16 protein-coding genes and 1 pseudogene are annotated in these 18,893 nt (G+C 43.6%); 6 read left to right on the forward strand and 11 right to left on the reverse strand.

The window, feature by feature from the left end:
- The 3 genes from A8O25_RS09010 to A8O25_RS09020 all read left to right on the forward strand — a co-directional run.
- Positions 1-904: multicopper oxidase domain-containing protein (locus A8O25_RS09010; RefSeq protein WP_153042667.1), on the forward strand; the 904-nt coding region annotated here is incomplete at its 5' end.
- A gap of 231 nt (positions 905-1,135) precedes the next feature.
- Positions 1,136-1,348 (forward strand): heavy-metal-associated domain-containing protein, encoded by a 213-nt coding sequence (locus A8O25_RS09015; protein ID WP_066833829.1) that lies wholly within the window; start codon positions 1,136-1,138, stop codon positions 1,346-1,348.
- A gap of 81 nt (positions 1,349-1,429) precedes the next feature.
- Entirely contained in the window at positions 1,430-3,535 is a 2,106-nt protein-coding gene (locus tag A8O25_RS09020) for a copper-translocating P-type ATPase (RefSeq protein WP_066833832.1), read from the forward strand.
- Positions 3,536-3,604: 69 nt separating this feature from the next.
- On the opposite strand, the pseudogene A8O25_RS09025 reads toward A8O25_RS09020, so the two are convergent.
- The 11 genes and pseudogenes from A8O25_RS09025 to A8O25_RS09075 form a co-directional block, all read right to left on the reverse strand.
- A pseudogene (locus tag A8O25_RS09025) lies at positions 3,605-5,787 on the reverse strand (heavy metal translocating P-type ATPase).
- A gap of 429 nt (positions 5,788-6,216) precedes the next feature.
- On the reverse strand, positions 6,217-7,056 hold the full coding sequence (locus A8O25_RS09030) for a universal stress protein (RefSeq protein ID WP_066833835.1): 840 nt from the start codon (positions 7,054-7,056) through the stop codon (positions 6,217-6,219).
- 21 nt (positions 7,057-7,077) lie between these two features.
- Positions 7,078-8,166, reverse strand: a complete 1,089-nt coding sequence (gene arsB / locus A8O25_RS09035) for an ACR3 family arsenite efflux transporter (RefSeq protein WP_066833838.1) — start codon at positions 8,164-8,166, stop codon at positions 7,078-7,080.
- 26 nt (positions 8,167-8,192) lie between these two features.
- A complete protein-coding gene (locus tag A8O25_RS09040; protein WP_066833841.1) occupies positions 8,193-8,972 on the reverse strand; it encodes a metallophosphoesterase family protein in 780 nt (259 codons plus the stop codon).
- A gap of 15 nt (positions 8,973-8,987) precedes the next feature.
- On the reverse strand, positions 8,988-9,425 hold the full coding sequence (locus A8O25_RS09045) for an arsenate reductase ArsC (protein ID WP_066833844.1): 438 nt from the start codon (positions 9,423-9,425) through the stop codon (positions 8,988-8,990).
- Positions 9,426-9,491: 66 nt separating this feature from the next.
- Positions 9,492-9,959, reverse strand: a complete 468-nt coding sequence (locus A8O25_RS09050; RefSeq protein ID WP_066833847.1) for a DUF6428 family protein — start codon at positions 9,957-9,959, stop codon at positions 9,492-9,494.
- Between the two features lie 155 nt (positions 9,960-10,114).
- Positions 10,115-10,447, reverse strand: coding sequence for an ArsR/SmtB family transcription factor (locus A8O25_RS09055; RefSeq protein ID WP_066833850.1), 333 nt, complete (start codon positions 10,445-10,447; stop codon positions 10,115-10,117).
- A gap of 121 nt (positions 10,448-10,568) precedes the next feature.
- Positions 10,569-12,224: a mercury(II) reductase gene (merA, locus tag A8O25_RS09060; protein WP_066833853.1), complete on the reverse strand. Its 1,656-nt coding sequence runs from the start codon at positions 12,222-12,224 to the stop codon at positions 10,569-10,571.
- Between the two features lie 29 nt (positions 12,225-12,253).
- Complete coding sequence (locus A8O25_RS09065; protein ID WP_066833856.1) at positions 12,254-12,667, reverse strand: heavy-metal-associated domain-containing protein; 414 nt, start codon at positions 12,665-12,667, stop codon at positions 12,254-12,256.
- A gap of 24 nt (positions 12,668-12,691) precedes the next feature.
- On the reverse strand, positions 12,692-13,342 hold the full coding sequence (merTP, locus tag A8O25_RS09070) for a mercuric transport protein MerTP (RefSeq protein WP_066833859.1): 651 nt from the start codon (positions 13,340-13,342) through the stop codon (positions 12,692-12,694).
- Positions 13,339-13,722, reverse strand: coding sequence for an ArsR/SmtB family transcription factor (locus tag A8O25_RS09075; RefSeq protein WP_066833861.1), 384 nt, complete (start codon positions 13,720-13,722; stop codon positions 13,339-13,341). The genes merTP and A8O25_RS09075 overlap by 4 nt, the downstream gene beginning before the upstream one ends.
- A 271-nt stretch (positions 13,723-13,993) precedes the next feature.
- On the opposite strand from A8O25_RS09075, the gene A8O25_RS09080 reads away from it, so the two are divergent.
- The 3 genes from A8O25_RS09080 (at position 13,994) to A8O25_RS09090 (ending at position 18,890) form a co-directional block, all read left to right on the forward strand.
- Positions 13,994-14,716, forward strand: coding sequence for a recombinase family protein (locus tag A8O25_RS09080; RefSeq protein ID WP_066833864.1), 723 nt, complete (start codon positions 13,994-13,996; stop codon positions 14,714-14,716).
- A gap of 455 nt (positions 14,717-15,171) precedes the next feature.
- A complete protein-coding gene (locus A8O25_RS09085) occupies positions 15,172-18,165 on the forward strand; it encodes an Eco57I restriction-modification methylase domain-containing protein (protein ID WP_066833867.1) in 2,994 nt (997 codons plus the stop codon).
- Entirely contained in the window at positions 18,165-18,890 is a 726-nt protein-coding gene (locus tag A8O25_RS09090) for a hypothetical protein (protein WP_066833870.1), read from the forward strand. The genes A8O25_RS09085 and A8O25_RS09090 overlap by 1 nt, the downstream gene beginning before the upstream one ends.
- Positions 18,891-18,893 lie beyond the last annotated feature (3 nt).

The following is an 18,893-nucleotide window of genomic DNA, read 5'->3' on the forward strand; positions in this document are numbered from 1 at the left end:
CCTGAACGGAGTGCCATTAAATGAAGCGGACAAAATAAAAATCAACAAAGGCGAAGTAACGCGCATTACCCTTAACAACCTGACCATGATGCACCACCCCATGCACTTGCACGGGCATTTTTTCAGGGTTATCAACGGGAACGGGGAATATTCCCCTTTGAAGCATACCGTAAACGTGGCTCCCATGCAAAAGGTAGTCATTGAATTTGATGCCAATGAGTACGGCGACTGGTTCTTCCACTGCCATGTCCTGTACCACATGGACGCGGGCATGGCACGGGTCTTTAGTTACGGTACCCCCAGGGACGAAAGGCTGGAACGCTATCCTCTATCTATCCTCACAAACAAAAGCAATCATTTTTTTACCTGGGGTGTCGTTGACGCAGCCTCCCATATGACTGAACTTAACCTCGTGTCCTCCAACATAAGGAACCAGTTTGTTTTAAACGCAGAATACGGTTGGAATAAGAACCTGGAAGCAGAATTTACCTACGGGCGGTTCCTATATGACTACCTCAGTGTTTATGGAGGCGTCAACGTGGAAAACGAAGAGGACAATAGCCTTGACGAAATACAACCCACGGCCATTGTAGGCTTCAGGTACTTAACTCCGTACCTTTTTAACCTGGACGTTCGGATTGACAACAAACTCCGGCCCCAGGTAAGCTTAGCCCGGGAGGTACTTGTATTCCCCCGGACTTTCCTGTTCGGGGAGTTCGAATACCAAGCTGACTTTGGTTGGGTAAAAGATACGCGAGAAGGCAATGTAAGCAGCGGAGATGGTTACACGAGGGAAATAGTCTGGAGAATCGGTTCTGAATATCTTATTTCTAAAACCTTCTCGCTTATGGCAAACTATGATAACAGGTTTGGTGCGGGGGGAGGGTTGACCGTCAGGTTCTAAAGGGACAGTTATTAGGGTCTATCAGCAGTTCAAGGGAAACTATAATTGCTTTAAAAAAAGATAACAATAATCAATCGGTTTTTTCAGATGAACAAAATTATATAACGCTTTTTCAAAATTATGTCACACAATACCCTAAGTCAATGGGTATTTTTATGATAGAAAGCTAAGTGCCTAAATGAGTACTTATGCATAGGTCTTAATTAATAACTAAACAATAATTGAAAGATTATGGAAACTCTGAAATTTAAAACCAATATCAAATGCGGTGGATGTGTAGCCACCGTTACGCCCTTCCTCAACAGTGAAAAAAGTGTGGAGAAGTGGCAAGTAGACACTAATAACCCTGATAAAATTTTAACTGTCGAAGGAAGTACCGTAAGCGAGCAGGAAGTAGTAGAGGCGGTTGAGAAAGCTGGCTTTAAGATTGAGCCACTTCAATAGAAGAGCAGAAACAAAGGGGTAATCTACAAAATTACCCCTTTGTTTTTTATTCCGAATCATCCTCAATTAAACCCGTAAACTATGGACCACTCCCATCATAACCACCATCCGAACAACGAAAGGAATGCTAAAGGCACAGAGGCAGCGGAGAAAATAGCCGAGAAAACCTTACATGCCCATAACCGGGCGATACCCAACGAGGGACAGCACCCTTCTGGGCACGGGGAGCACGGCCACGACCATCATGCCATGATGATCGATGATTTCCGGAAAAGGTTTTGGGTCTCTCTGCTACTATCGGTACCGGTCATCATCATTAGCCCGATGGTACAGGATATTTTGGGGTACCGGCTGGAAATACCCTTTAACATGTACATCGCCTTTGCCCTGTCTTCTGTCATCTTCTTTTACGGGGGATGGCCGTTCCTGACCGGCTTCAGGGATGAGGTAAAGAAGGGGGCTCCCGGCATGATGACGTTGATTGCAATTGCAATAACGGTAGCTTACATCTACAGTACCGCTATTGTCTTCGGACTGGAGGGAATGGATTTTTTCTGGGAGCTGGCCACCCTCATCGTCATCATGCTCTTGGGCCACTGGATAGAAATGAAATCCGTTTTAGGAGCTTCCCGCGCCTTGGAGCTGTTGGTTAGTCTCATGCCCTCCGAAGCGCATGTCATAAGAGGGGGGGAAACGGTAGATGTCAGGATTGATTCCCTGCAAAAAAACGACCTGATACTGATAAAGCCAGGCGAGAAGATCCCGGCTGATGGCCTTATAGAGGAGGGGGAAAGCTATGTGAATGAAAGCATGCTCACCGGCGAAAGCAAGCCCGCGCAGAAGGTAAAAGATGACAAGGTAATTGGGGGCTCCATCAATGGGACTGGCTCTCTGAAAGTAAAAGTGCAAGGCACAGGTGAGGAGAGTTACTTGAACAAAGTCATCAGCCTGGTGCAGGAAGCCCAGAAAACTAAATCAGACACGCAGCACCTGGCTGATAAAGCCGCCCGTTGGTTGACGTATATCGCCCTATTCTCAGGTTTTGCCACCTTTGCCGTTTGGCTCATAATTGGGGCCGAATTGGCTTTTGCCCTGGAGCGGATGGTGACGGTAATGGTAATCTCCTGTCCGCATGCGCTCGGTTTAGCGGTACCTTTGGTAGTAGCCATTTCTACAGCTATATCTGCTAAAAATGGCCTGCTAATCCGGAACCGGACGGCCTTTGAAAACTCCCGCAAGATAACCACTATCATCTTCGATAAAACCGGTACGCTTACCGAAGGCTCCCACCAACTGGCCCGGATTATTTCCTTCCATCCGGCCTATCCGGAAAAAGAGCTGCTGCGACTTGCCGCTGGGGTGGAGCAAAATTCAGAACACTATATTTCCCAAGGCATTTTAAAGCAGGTAAAGGCGGAAAATATTACCATTCCCACTGCCGAAAGCTTCAATTACCTGCCTGGAAAAGGTTTGGAAGGCACCGTAGAGGGCAGGTCAGTAAAGGTAGTAGGCCCTAATTATATTTCAGAATTCGGCATCCAGGTTCCGGAAAGCGATGCGGAGGAAGGGGTAGAAACAGTAGTGTATGTGTTGATAGATGGAACGGTAGCTGGCTTTATCAGCCTGAGGGATAAGATTCGTCCGGAATCCGCCGAGGCCATAAGGATCCTCAAAGCCAACGGCATCAAGAACCTTTTGCTGACCGGGGATAATGACCGGGTGGCCAGGAGCGTGAGCGACACCTTGCAGATGGATGGCTTTCTGGCCAACGTATTACCCCATCAGAAACAGGAGAAGATTAAGGAATTGCAAGCCAAAGGTGAATTTGTGGCTATGACCGGGGACGGAATAAATGATGCCCCAGCATTGGCGCAAGCGGATGTGGGTATTGCTGTTGGCTCCGGAACAGATGTTGCTGCTGAAACCGCCGATATTATCCTGGTGAACAGCAACCCGAAGGATATTGCTTCTTTGATTCTTTTCGGCAAGGCTACTTACCGCAAGATGATTCAGAATATCATCTGGGCCACTGCCTATAACGTCATAGCCCTGCCTTTGGCGGCAGGAGTTCTATATAAGCAGGGTATTATGGTATCACCGGCAATTGGAGCCGCATTGATGAGCATGAGCACAGTTATTGTTGCAATTAACGCCCAATTGTTACGGAGCCAGATTAAAAACCAATAGATTTAAAAGCCTAGGGCCTGCAAGTCTGACAAGCACTAGGCTTTTACAATTGGAAAATGCATTATAAAATTATAGCTGCTGTGCTTTCAAACGCAGGCTGTTAGCAACTACTGATACTGAACTCAGCGCCTCGCCGCCCCGGCAATCATAGGGTCCAATAAGAACCCATAGAACGGATAGAGCACGCCAGCTGCAATCGGAATACCAACGAGGTTATAGATAAAAGCCCAGAATAAATTCTGCCGGATGGCATTCACGGTCAACCTGGATAACTTCAGGGCCTTCGGTAACAATTGCAAATCAGAGGTAATGAGAGTCATCTTGGCTACGTCAATGGCTATATCCGAACCTTTCCCCATTGCGATGCTTACATCTGCCTGCGCCAATGCCTGAGAGTCATTAATCCCGTCCCCTACCATCCCTACGACTTTGCCTTGGCTTTGAAGAAGCTTCACAAAATCAGCCTTCTCGCTTGGCATTACCTCGGCTTGGAAATGCTGAATCCCCACCTGCCGGGCAACTGAAGCCGCCGTTCGGGCATTATCACCAGTCAGCATATAAACCTCGATTCCCCTTTGCTGCAGTAATTCAATCGCCTTAGCCGATGTATCTTTAACTTTGTCGGCAATGGCCAAGATAGCCACCGCCTTCCCCTCCTCTGCAAAATAAATCACGGTTTTAGCTGCCTCTGCCCAATTTTCAGCCAAACTGGATAGGTCACTTGAAACCGATATTTCCTCTGCAGCCATGTACTTAGGGCTGCCCACTAAGTAGAAGCGTCCCTGCCAGCTTGCCTTCACCCCTTTTCCGGTTACGCTATCGAACCCATCTATCTTCACAGATGGGACTGCGCCTTCCCGCAAGTGGCGGGCTACGGCTTCCGCTAAAGGATGCTCAGATAGTTGTTCCAGGGAGAGTAGCACGGATTGCAGCTCTCTGTGACGTGAGCGGACTTCTTCCGCCCAGAGAACATCCGTTACTACTGGCTTGCCTTCGGTAATGGTACCGGTTTTATCTAGAATGAGAGCATTCAGGCGATGTGCCTGTTCCAAGCTTTCGGCATCTTTTATCAGGATACCGTGTTCGGCTCCCTTCCCTACCCCTACCATAATAGCTGTGGGGGTGGCTAGACCTAAAGCACAGGGGCAGGCAATAACCAACACCGTTACAAAAGCCAGTAATCCTTGTGAAAGGCCGTTATCACCGCCTAAAAACAGCCAAGTAACCAAAGTGACAAGAGCAAAAACAAACACAACGGGCACGAAAATCCCGGCTATTTTATCGACTAATTTCTGCACCGGGGCTTTAGAACCCTGGGCATCCTGCACTAATTTAATGATTTGAGCTAAAAGTGTCTCACTGCCCACCTTCTCAGCCGTAAACCGAAAGCTGCCTTTTTGGTTAATTGTTCCGGCAAACACTTTGTCTCCCATTCTTTTGGAAACAGGCACCGGCTCCCCGCTTATCATGGATTCGTCAACATAAGAAGAACCAGAGGAAACTTCACCGTCTACCGGTACTTTTTCGCCGGAACGGACGAGAAGAACATTTCCTTTCTGAATAGTTGAAATGGGCACTTCGCGTTCCTGGTCTCCCTCAACAAGCCAAACTGTTTTAGGCTGCAACCCAATCAGTTTTTTAATCGCTGATGAGGTACTGGATTTTGCCCGCTCTTCCAGCAATTTTCCCAGCATGATAAAAACAATGACAACAGCAGCTGCCTCGAAATATACGTGGGGATGCAGGTTCCGCGCATGCCAAAATCCAGGATTTACTGTATTAAAAACACTAAAAGCAAAGGCAGTGCCGGTACTTAGAGCTACCAGCGTATCCATGTTGGCCTTGCCATGGCGGGCTTGTTTGAAGGCATTAACAAAGAAATTGCGTCCAAATACAAATAGAACCGGGGCGCTTAAAGCCATCATTATCCAATTACCATAAGGCATATCCATAAAGAACATCCCGATGACCACCACAGGCAGTGTAAGCAGCCCTGCCAAAACAGTCTTTCTTTTGAGCTCCCGGTAATGGTTCTGCTGGGTTTGCTCTTGGATTTCCTGGGCGTTTTCAGTGTCTATTATCAAGTCATACCCGACCGATTGAAGCGCCTTTTGCATATCCGTTACCTGTACCTTCTCCGGATGATAAGTCACCTGTAAAGTCTGGGTCGCAAAATTGACATTGGCCTGGGTAACGCCCGGCGTGCTGGCAATCATGGATTCCACACTAACCGCACAAGCTGCACAAGTCATACCGGTGACCGGCATGGAAGCTTGGCTAATAGCTTCATCCGCAATTCGTTCAGGGATAGTGGAGGTATCATTATAATTCTTCATATCCTTAATTTCATGTTAATTATATACGAAGTTAAAGCTGCCTTCCCTCTATATCATTACAGAATTAAAGAAAAGAATAACAAGATTTAGCCTAGTAACTAATTAAAAAGGATAACATATTAACTAGCTTGAAGCTGATTTTCTAACTATAAGATTCAATGAATCCCATAGCAGGAAACTTCTGACAGAAGATAGTATCCAGAGTTTTCCTTAATATATAAACTGCAAAAAGCCTGTTCTTTCGAACAGGCCTACCGAAAGCAGGAGACTACTCTACTACCGGTTAATATGCCCATCAGATTCTCACCTTTCCGATGTTACATAAAGCTTAATTGCTTTCCTGCTTTACCCTGGTAAAATCAAAAGTGGGTATGTGGCATGGCGGATAAAATGAGCAATGGTGCTATCATGAAAAAGTTTCTCTATGAAAGAGCGCTTCCTTAAAACCAAACTCAATAAAATGTCGCCCTTATTTTCCTGTAGGTAGCGGCTAAGCCCGGCAACCACATTGGCATCAGAAACCCATTTCGTCTCTAGCTTGTCTGTGGCAAAGGAAAGTTGTTTGTTTATTAGTTGGTTAATATGGGTAGCCCTGTGCTCATTCATTTCCGCAGACACATGAACTACTTGAACTACCGGCTGCAAAGCCTCAATCATCTCACTCAGAATAGTAGATGGTAAAGCGAACTCCTTTCCGTCTAAACCAACAATTAATTGCTTTGGAAATGCATGTATTTTGATAACTTCCGGTACTACGAGCAGCGAAAACTTCTCCAATTTCAACAGATGAAGAGATGTGCTATCCACCATTTCATCCGGGATACTCTCTGTATCGCATTTCCCAATTACTACTAAGGGATTGTTTAATGTCTGTAGAAAAGATTCTAACCGGCCTGCCATTGAACCGATAAGCAAAACCGGTTCAATGGAAAGCTCATCAACGAATTCATCGCATCTCCTCTGCAAAGCAGCCTCCTGCTCCTCACTGGAGGAGATGGGGAATTTATCATCGAAATACTTGGAATAAGGGGCTGCCTCTACAAAATAGTTTGCATCTAAAATGGAGTGTTGCCAGATATGCACCAATTTTATTGTGGCTGGTACTTTCTTTGATAAGAAAACGGCATAATGCAAAGCGTTATCTGCTGCCGTAGAGAAATCCGTCAAAACAACTAAATCAATCATAATCCAGAGGTTACAGTTCAATCAATTGCTTTGGGGAAGCGGTTCAGAGGAAGCGTCCGTTCCGTAATATTTTTTCCTAAACCAAAAAGCCAGGTTCACCAAACCAATCAAAGCAGGAACTTCAATAAGAGGGCCAACCACCCCGGCAAAAGCCTGCCCGGAATTTAGCCCGAAAACACCAATGGCCACGGCAATCGCCAGTTCAAAGTTGTTACCGGTAGCAGTAAAGGCTACAGATGCATTCTGCGCATAATTGGCGCCCAGTGCTTTCCCCATATAGATGCTCACTACAAACATAACGGCAAAGTAAATGACCAGAGGAATGGCAATTCTTATCACATCCATCGGTATGCGCACGATAAGATTACCCTTCAGGCTAAACATCACCACAATGGTAAACAGCAAGGCAATTAAGGTTATGGGGCTGATTGCCGGAATAAAAACCGTGTTATACCAAATATCCCCTTTCATGCGACGTAAGAAAAAGCTGGACAGAAAGCCCATCAGAAAAGGTACCCCAAGGTATATACCTACGCTTTCGGCAATAGCACCCATGCTTATATCCACAATCTCACCTTCCAGGCCAAACCAAGTAGGAAGAACGGTAATAAAGACGAAAGCGAAAACACTGTAAAAAAGCACCTGGAAGATACTATTGAAAGCCACCAGACCGGCAGCATACTCCCGGTCGCCTTCGGCCAGTTCATTCCAGACCAGTACCATTGCAATACACCGCGCCAAACCTATCAGAATGATTCCTACCATATATTCCGGATAGTCCCGCAGGAAAATAATCGCCAGGAGAAACATCAGAATAGGCCCAATTATCCAGTTTAAAACCAGAGAAAGTGTGATGACCTTTACATTTTTGAATACCCGCCCTAACTGCCCATATTTGACTTTGGCCAAAGGCGGGTACATCATTAAAATGAGACCGATGGCAATGGGCACATTAACTGTGCCTACCTGAAAGGCATTTATCACGTCTTCAGTTCCTGGATATACATAGCCTATTAGGACCCCGATAGCCATCGCTAAGAAAATCCATAGGGTCAGGAATTGGTCCAACCGGGAAAGCTTTTTCCTCTTATCTACTGTACACTGACTCATTATCTATATAATAAAAGTGAAATTCATTATGCCGTCCGGAGCATACCGGCAAACTCGTTAGGCAATGGGCTGGCTTCTACCGCTTGAGCCGATTTCTCCACATCATAGGCAACCCGGATAAACTCTACCTTGATGCTTTCCGAATCGGACAAATTACTCTCCGGGGTCAACTCAAGGATGACATAGCAGCTGCGGGGGTCTCCATCCTTTGGCTTGCCCACTGAACCGATATTGATAGCATGCCGGTAGCGGATTTGACCATCGTGCTCATAAGGCATGGCCCGGTGGTATGGTTTATGGGTATGGCCAAAAAACATAATGTCCGCTTGGGCATCGGCAAACATATGCAGAAAGCTTTTCTCCGGGCGGTCCTCAAATAGGTATTCATTTATCTTGCGCGGACTACCATGTACTAACAAGGCTTCTATTTTATTCTCAACCTTTGAATCATCCATGAGAGTCAACCGGATATGACGTGGCAGCATCCTTAAATATTGCCGGGTTCCATCTGTCACGATGCTATTCGTAAAATCGATAGACTGTTGACCAAGTGATTTTTCCGTATCGGTTTTATAGGCGCAGCCACAGTTTGGGCTGGCTAGCCCTACCCCTTCATCATAATTTCCGGCAATAGTCGGGATTCTCCTTTTCCGTATTTCAGCTACTACTTCATTTGGCCAGGGAGCATAGCCCACTAGGTCTCCTAAACAATAAATGGAATCCAGGTTCCGCTTATCCATATCGGCAAATACGGCTTCCAAAGCGGGTAAATTCGCGTGTATATCGCTAAAAAAGGCTATTCTCATTGTAGTTATCGGGTTTTATTTTGCAATTGCAGTTTTGTTCAGAATGTGGTCAGCCACGAACTGTTGACTGTAAACTTTGATTTGGTCCCGTACCTGGCCAAAAGCAGCTTTAACCTCTTCTTCCGTTCCGCTGGCCTTAGCCGGGTCAGTAAAATTCTGATGGAAACGGGTAGCCTTAGATGGGAAATAAGGGCAATTTTCCTGGGCATGGTCGCACACGGTAATGATATAATCAAAGGGAACGAGTTGGTATTCATCAATGTGATTGGAGGTATGGCCTGAAATATCAATGCCATCTTCGGCCATCGTGGCAATAGCCCGTGGGTTTACGCCGTGGGTTTCGATGCCGGCGCTGTAAATAGTGGCCTGACCTCGGGCAAAATGCCGCAGGTACGCTTCGGCCAATTGGCTGCGGCAGGAATTGCCGGTACAGAGAACAAGTATGTTTTTCATAATCAGATGTAAAGCTTTTGATATACCGGCTACCCCGATTGATTATAGGGTAGCCAGTATTGTGAATCAGCAGCAACCTGAGCCGGGTGCGCAGGTATTGGAGGTATTTAACTGATTAAGGTTAATTTTAAACTTTTCCGTCGGAACCCCGCACTTATCTGGTGCCAGGCAATTTGTTCTCTTCGGTAGCAGAACGAAGCCTTTGCCGTCATGAGAAAGGTCATACTTACCGATAGTGTCTCCTTGGTACTCAACTTCTACTTCCAAGTCTTCCATACCCAGGGCTTTCTCCGATAAAGCAATAATATTCAATAGTTTTTGAGGCTTAAGCCGGTGGTCAAAGTCATTGGCATCCCAAAGCTGAAAATTTGCGACTTTCTCGCTCCGTACGGTGCCGCCACAATCAATAAAATTCTTGGTAACAACCCCTACTTCAGTCACGTGGAAGTGTTCCGGAACTTTCATTCCATCTTCAAGTTCAAAATCAACCGATTCTGCATTTTTCAGGATGTCTTTTATTTCTGATAGTTTCATGATATTTAGATTAAAAGGTTAAAACTTGACGGTTACTGTTTGTGCTCCGTCTGTAAATTACAATTGCAGTAAAACTTCGTACCTAAAACTCAATGTGTACAAGGGTTTCACTTATAACATATTATTGCATTATTACGATTAATAGGTATAAAAAATTAGCAGCACTTATCCTGACATTCTACATTGCTGGAGAACATGTTGAAAAAAACATCCCTCACCTCTTCCCACTTATGCTTATCGATACAATAGCATACACTGGTACCTTCCACGGTGCCTCTAATAAGCCCTACCGCCTTTAGCTCTTTCAAATGCTGTGATACTGTCGCCTGCGCCAAAGGCAATTCTTCTACCAAATCCCCGCAGATACAAGTTTGCTTTTTCAGGAGGTATTGTAAAATTGCTACCCTAGCCGGGTGCGCCAGCGCCTTGGCGTAAGTAGCTACCTGGTTTTGCTCCTCCGTAAAATTCTGTGTCTTGGTAACCCCCATTCTCTAAGCTTTATTATTATAACGCAATATTACGATTAAATTTAAATTATCCCAATTTAGAAATTGAAGAGCAGGCGAGTCTAATTTCACCTGCTTTTCGATTTCTAAACTATAACGGAGTCTAGCTGGCACAGCAGCTTAATTTAGCGATGTCCTTACTAAAGCCAATGGCGGCCAGCTTAATGCCTTCCGAAAGGGTCAGGTAAGGATATAAGGTGGTGGCAACTTCTTCCACAGTCATGCCGCAGCGCATGGCCAGCGTTATCTGCGAAATCAATTCGCCGCCTTCCGGAGCTACTATCCGGGCACCGATAAAACGGTCTGTCTCGGTACTCCGTACCAGCTTAATAAAGCCACGGGTATCCAGGGCCGCAATACTCCGAGGAACATAGCTTAGCGGTAACCGGCTTACTTCGTATGGAATACCCAATACTTCGGCTTCCTTTTCATCCAATCCTACCCCGGCTATTTGGGGGTCAGTAAACACAACCCACGGCAAGGCGCTGAAATCAGTATTTAATTGTGCCCCGTTAAAGGCATTTCTTACGGCCAGTTTACCTTCATAAGCAGCGGCATACACAAACGCAGGATTCGCCGTAACATCGCCTATGGCATAAACATTAGGCACGGAGGTCTCCAGCAGCGAGTTTACCTTTACATGACCCGTCTTTTCCAGCGTCACATTAATTCTATCCAGACCAAGATTGTTGGTGTTGGCCTTGGTTCCGGTAGCAATTAGCAAATGGGTAGACTCAATAACTTGATGTTGGCCTTGGACATTAATAAAGAGCTGAACCTTTCCTTCTTGTTGCGTCACCTTTTGGATACTGGTTCCGGAGATAATTTCTATGCCTTCTTCCCGCAGGTGCCGGGCCAATTCATTTGACACTTCCGCCGGTTGCGAACTTAATATTCTTTCCGAGCGCTGGATAATCCGGACCTTGCTGCCAAAACGGTGATAAGCCTGGGCGATTTCCAATGCAATATAGCCACCCCCCAGAACGGTCAGGGATTCGGGCAGGTCATCCAGTTCGAAGATGGATTCATTGGTAAGATAGTTTACCTGCTCCAATCCTGGCAAGGCGGGGATAAAGGTGGTAGCACCGGTAGCGATAATAAATTTAAGGCCCGTGTATTTCTGCTTCCCATCTACCAGGACTGTCTTAGTATCCAGAAATTCAGCCCGGCCCTCCACGGCTTTTACAAACTCCAGCGTTTCTAGGATATTCTCATACTTTTCTTCCCGCATCGCATTTACAAGCTCCCGCTTCTGCTGGATAATTCTGCCGTAATCCCAGGTAGCTTTTCCCGGTTGTACCCCGGCAAAGGGCGAATGACTAGCGTGATGGATGCTTTCAGCGGCTCGAATCAGAAATTTAGAAGGCACGCAGCCTACATTTACGCAGGTTCCGCCAATGGGCAAACCAGCATTGATTATTAAAGTAGAAAGGCTCTGTTCATTGGCATAGATGGCCGCAGCAAAAGCCGCTGAACCGCCCCCAACAATAATCAAATCAAAATTTGTTTGAGACTCGAATGTATTTACTGGGGAGTTTATTTCACCGGCTACTTTATAATGACCAACCCCATTTATGGTATTGATGATAGCTTCCTTTGTTATCACATCCGGGTCATAGGAGAACTTGCCTTTGCCATCCGGATAACTGATTACTTCATTTATTATACCAGGTTTTCCTTCAAATCTTTTAGCAATGGAAGCTGCGCAATGCTCGCACGTCATACCCGTAATAGCCAATTCTACCTGTTCTTTTTTCATAGTCTTCTAAGGCTGTATAAAATTTAACTTTATAAAATTGCTTTTTTGGCGCAGCAGCTTTCTGTTGCTTTCAGGCTGGTGGTTTTACCAGCACTCTTGGTCTCAGGCAGCACCTGACCTTTATAACCTGTTTTCTCAATCACGGCCAGAATCTGGACTTCTGATATTTTCGCGGCATCATATTTAATAATTGCCACATCACCAGGGTATTGTACTTCATTGGTTAAGATACCAGCCTGCTTGCTTAAGGCTTTTTGTAAACCACTGGCGCAACCGGCACAGGTCAGGCCGGTAACTTTCACCTGTATGGTTTTAATATTCGCTTTCTTTACTTCAGCAACGGTATCAGACAGCCCTAGCGGTTTAGCAAATAAAGAATAAGTACCGCAGCCGCAGATTTGGGTAAAAACAAAGAGTGAGGAAAGAATAAATAACTTTTTCATGGTTTATGATTTTTTTGCTGTTGTTTATTTTTGATTTACTTCTTCAAATCTGGTGACTTCATAACCCGTCTCTGCAGATACTTGCTGAGCCAGCTTTGGCAGGTTTACTTTACTTTTATCATAGGTAACCTGGGCTATGCCAGTACTGTAGGAAGAACTGGCTGCTACCACCCCAGGTGTTTGCCGCAGCGCATTGTTTACGCTGTGTTCGCAACCGCTGCACGTCATGCCTGATACATATATGTTGGCACGGGTAGTGGTAGTGGCCGGCGCGGTAAGCGCAGTAGCTGAATTTTCTTTCGGGAAGAAAGCGCCGGAGTAATAAGGAAAAGTCAGAAGAAAGGCGGCTATTACGGTTACTATGCCCAAAAATGCTTTGGATTGAAAATAGGATGGTTTTTTTTCTGTTTCACAGGCACAATCCATTTGAGCGGCTGGTTGGGGCTTCAGTTTCTGGTACCAGGCAAAACCTAACACTAGCACTGATGCGCCTACCAGGTAGGTGCGGAAAGGCTCCAGCCAGGAAAAGGTCGCCGCAACGCCGGTGATGCCGCCCATTAAGGCCAGCACCGGGGTAATGCAGCACAGGGAGGCTGCCAAAGCGGCCAAGACACCAGCTCCTACAAAAGAATTAGAAGTGCTTTCTTTGGGGCTGTTCAACGTGTTATTTTTCATGATACAAGATTATCTATTTGATTTTTTTCGATTAAGCTAAAGTAAGGCTGAAACAACTTGCCAAATTCGGGGTTAAGGGCATAGAAAATGGTTTGTCCGGTCTTCTTGGATTTGATGATGTTCCCATCCTTGAGTTTGCGCAGGTGCTGCGAAATAGCCGAGACATTCATGTTCAGCACATCGCTCAGGTCACAGACACACAGGTTTTGCTCCTCGTACAGCAGAAATAAAATCTTCAAGCGCACCTCGTTTCCGGCTAGGCTCAGAGCATTGGCTAGAACCTGGATTGTTTCATTTACATTTTCCATTCTCTTTTTACAGGTGTTGATATGGTCCGCATCAGCAAAAACCCGGATGCAACTATTGGTGCCATCTTTCATAATAATCGGTCGAATGTTTTTTTAATTTATACAAAGGTATAAACCATGTAGTATTTAAGCAAATGCTAAAATAAATATTTTAGCAAGTACTAAATTACATTAAAAAAGAGAACTACCCTCCTATTTTACAAATCAGGAACGTTCGTTGCTGATTTGTAAAATAGGGCGTAACTTAGCCAAAAATAATAGAAAGGGGCGGCAGGGGAGAAAAGTAATAAGTTTTGCAATTGCAAAGCAGCCCCTGAAATTCCAGCCACCACTCCTAATATACATGGAGCATCAAAAGTACATCGCCTACTACCGGGTGTCGACCGCCAAGCAGGGAAGGAGCGGCCTGGGTCTGGAGGCCCAGCGCGCCGCCGTCATCTCCTTCACCAAAAACCCGGACGGTATCATCCGGGAGTTCACCGAGCATGAGTCCGGCAAGAACGACGACCGACCGTTCCTGGAGCAGGCGATATTGGCGGCCAAGAAACAAAGCGCCACTTTGATCATCGCCAAGCTGGACCGATTAAGCAGGGAGGTGGCCTTTCTGTTCCAACTCAAGAAACGGGTGGAGAAGAACAACATCAACTGGCTGTGCCTGGACATCCCGGAGATGAATACTCTCAACATCGGAATCTGGGGCACCATGGCCCAGCATGAGCGGGAACAGATCAGCAAGCGTACCAAGGTGGCACTACAGGCCCTGAAAGAGCGTGGTAGGGAATTAGGTAATCTGGAGAACCTGACGGAAACAGGCCGCGAATTAGGAGTAGAGGCCATCAAAAGGAAAGCCGCCGCCAATGACAATAACAGGAGGGCAGCCGAGCTAATCCGTCTTTACCGGGAGCAAAGGCTGACTTGGCTAGCCATTGCTTTGAAACTGAACCAATCCGGTTTCAAGGCAAGCAGAGGAGGGGAGTTCCAAGCAACCCAGGTACAGCGGATCTTTAACCGATATTGTACCGAAGACCTGATAAAGCCGCCCTCTTTTTATAACGTACCAGTATAAGGAGAAACTAGATCTCATACCGGTCAACTATTCTTTTTCCTTCTCTACATTCTCTTTAATTTCTATAGAATCAAGTTACTCATTTTTTCAAATAAATGAAGATCAAGAACTTGCGCCAAATATCATAATAACCTTATACTGTAATGTCAATCTGGCAGAAGGCTAAATATTAATTATATTTCTAGTGTACCGATAGGAAGATCAATCTAAATTTTAATGCGCAGCCGCTAGTTTTCATGCCACGAAGTAGAAATTTCCGCACATTTAGCACATGGTTTTGCCTACAAAGCCTAATCCTGAAAACTTAAAAGATCTGATACCTGACCAGCCCATGGGACTTCACCATATTCTATTATTAAATGGAAGTTTAAATGAATATCTTTGAGTCAATCTATAATATACTAATTAAAATAGTAATTAATTCTAAATATATTAGTAATATTGTTTAAAATTTGATGCAAGAGATACTTAAACAGGGCCTTGAGAATTTAGAGATGATTGGGGACTCCAATCATAACTCAGGTCTTGTATCTGTGCATGAGATCGCTCTAAACAAACTCTCACCAGAGGAATATATCGCCCTGGAGAATGCAAAAAAATACAAAGTTGATTTTGTGTACTTTAGAAGATTTGAGAATCGCCCTTCTATTCCTCAGATTTTCATATACGATTTCACTGCTAGGCTGGGAGTTGAAGAGCAGGAGCTAATACAGCTGCACAAGCAGCTCTATAGCTCTGCACTTGTTCCAATGTTCTTTGTATTCACAAAAAAGGACATCAGGATTTTCAATTGTTTTGAAAGGCCATCAGATGGTAATCAGTTAAAATATAAGCCATTAACAATAATAAAGCTTGCTTCTAATATATCAAAAGTTATCAGTGACAAAGCTCAAAAAGAATTTGAAGCCTTCTCAGCTAGGTCTTTTGATAACGGAACATTTTGGGAAAATTCGAAATATAGCAAGTACTTCAAGTTTAGTAATAGTGCATACGAGAAGTTATTAGTCGAGTTAAAGCATGCACTTAGGGATATCATCAAGCTGAAGGTCCTCCCTGCTAGTATCGCTAGGAAAGTTATGGTGACTTCAATCCTGATCAGATATCTTGAAGAACGTGAGGATGAAAGAGGAAGAAAGGTTTTCCCAAGTGACTTTTTTCAAAAGTTTGTTCCGAGTGGACAAAAATTCACTGATATATTTGAAAGAAAAGGAGCCTACCTTGAGCTCTTAGATTTTTTAGCTGAACATTTCAACGGCGGAATTTTCCAAGCGGATACAGCCGATAGAGAATTCTTGGAAACAGCTGACTTAAGCAGATTTGGCTTATTCTTGGAAGGGAAAGCTGAAGGTCTTCAGCGTGTTTTATGGAAATTGTATTCATTCAATGATCTTCCTGTTGAATTAATCAGCAATATTTATGAAGAGTTTCTAGGTAAGCAACCAGGAGTAGTCTATACCCCACCATTTTTAGTAAACTTCTTGCTTGATGAAGCCATGCCTTTAGAATCTGAGTCTACCGATTTTAAGATTCTAGATCCGGCTTGTGGTTCGGGCGTTTTTCTCGTAGGTGCATATAGAAGACTAATTCATAGGTGGAGAAGAAATAATAGTTGGCAAAGGCCATCTCTTGAAACACTCAAGAAGCTTCTTAAAGAAAACATCTATGGCGTTGAGCTGAATAAAGACGCCGCTGATCTCACTGTCTTTAGTTTAAGTCTTGCTTTGTGTGATGAGTTAACACCTTTGCAAATATGGGAAGATCTAAAATTTGATAACCTTCATGAAAAAAATATTCTTCATGATGACTTCTTTAATGTAATTACATCAAACACCTTTTTTAACACTTTTGACCTTATCATTGGCAATCCACCTTTTGAGGCTAGTCTAACGCCTGCAGCAAAGTCTGTTGAAAAGGGAGCATTTCTTCTAAGAAATGAACCAGGCTTAAAGGAAAGTCTTCAAAGGAGGGCCAAATATATAAAATTGCCTGATAATCAGGTATCACTCCTTTTCCTTGAGCAGTCTATTAAACTCTGTAAACCCAGAGGGTTAGTTTGCCTTATTCAACCATCTGGGCCTCTCCTTTATAATAATTCTTCTGCTCAGTTCAGGAGGATTTTATTTGAAAAGTACAACATCCCCCAGATCATAGATTTTACGCATATTAGTAGAATTCTTTTCGGCAAAAATGGAGATGTTGCCACTTCGGCTATATTTTTAAAAAATGAAGAGGCAAAAAACAATGGAGTGTTACATATTACTGTTCGCAGGACTAAACCACATAAAGAAAAATTATACTTTGAGTTAGACACTTATGACTTTCATCATGTCCCAAGACAATTAGCACTAAATGATCCATTAATATGGAAGTCTAATTTTATTGGAGGCTCAAGGGTCCATCAGCTTATTAAAAGATTATCCGAAAATACTTCTTTAAAGGAGTATCTTGATGAACGAAAAGAAAAAGGATGGGTAATTAGCGAAGGGTTTACTGCAGCTACTAAAGGAGACATCAAAAAACTAAAAAATTTAAAAGACAATCAGGAAGTAGAGAAATACAGATTTTTTGAAAACAAACTCCTTGCTTCATTTATCTCAGACAAGAAGTTTCTTCCAACAAAAGCACTTACTGTTAATGGGATAGATGAAACTCAAATTGAAAATGAACCACCTGTTAAGTATTTTCACAGTACAGGAGAAGAAAAAATTTATAAAGCACCCCATTTACTGATTAAGGAGCTTATCGTTGGTAATATTATTCCTCTGGATATATCTATTAATGAATTATGTTTCCAGAGAAGGATAATAGGAGTTCATGCGCCTATTGACGATTTGGATAGTTTGGAGGAACTAAAAAACCGATTATCTAAAACGGACATTTACCCATTTTATATAGCTGCAACAAGTGGTCAATATCTTGTTAACAAATCCTCTGCAATTTATAAACAGGATATTGAAAATTTACCATATCCAGAGGACATAGAGGCACTTGAGACTTCTCATTACGAATCTTTAATCATTAATGAATTTAATGAATTTTTGTTGGATTTTAGAAGAAATGGTGAAACATCTAAAGTCGCCACCCAAGACGCAACATTAGATGACCTACAAGGTTTTGGGCAAGTCTATTGCGAGATACTTGGTAAGGTTTATCCGTCAATTAGATCCCATGAATATTTTGAAACCAATTCATACATCTGTTATCCATTTTATTTTGGAGATACAAAACCGACTATCGACTTTTCTGATTCTGATGACGCTGAAGGCCGTTTAGAATATTTGGTAAGAAAAAATCTAAATGTAAACCTAAGGCTTACCAGAATTATAAGGATGTATGAGATGAATATAATTTATCTAATTAAACCTAAGAAGCTTCGCTATTGGCTAAAGTCAATAGCACTTCGTGATGCAGATGAAACATTTACCGATTTAAGAAAGCAAGGATATTGATGTTAGCAGAAGACATTGAAAATATTAGCAATGGAATGTTATCCTACGGGATTGAAACTGATGCTTCAATCCAAGCAGTTGTAGAATTCATTGAAACTAATTTCCAGGACTTCTCAGACAAGATCAAAGGTGAAATTACAGCAAATGAAAAATCTTTAACCGACAAGCTTTGCAAGTACTTTAATCGGAAAGCAGGCTCATACCCATTCTACTTTCATCATGAAAATGTGGAAGACCATAGTACTGGCAAGAGTCCGCAGACTGATATAGGAACTCTTTCAAGGGATGAACACATTGCAGTTGGGGATAGGAACTATGATGAGTTTGACTCTTTTTTTTCTATAGAGGCAAAAAGACTTCCTACTCCAGGTCAAAATAGGGAAAAGGAATACCTAATAGGTAGTGAAAGGCCCAATGGAGGAATAGAGAGATTCAAAAAGGGGATCCACGGTAAGAATCTGAAATATGCTGCAATTATTGGCTATGTTCAGAAGAAAGATTTCGATTTCTGGTTTCTTCAAATCAATGACTGGATAGAAGAGCTCGTTCAATCTTCCAATGAAGAGTGGAAGATTGAAGAAAAGCTCAGGAAATCAGCAGGATATGTTAATAAGCAACTTGCTAAATTTGAGTCCGATAATATTAGAACACCGGCACAAGTAGAGAGTGAAAAAATTAGGCTCTACCATTTTTGGATTACTCTAATTGATAATACCTTAGGTTAATAG

This window comes from Rufibacter ruber (genome assembly GCF_001647275.1).
GTDB lineage: Bacteria > Bacteroidota > Bacteroidia > Cytophagales > Hymenobacteraceae > Nibribacter > Nibribacter ruber_C.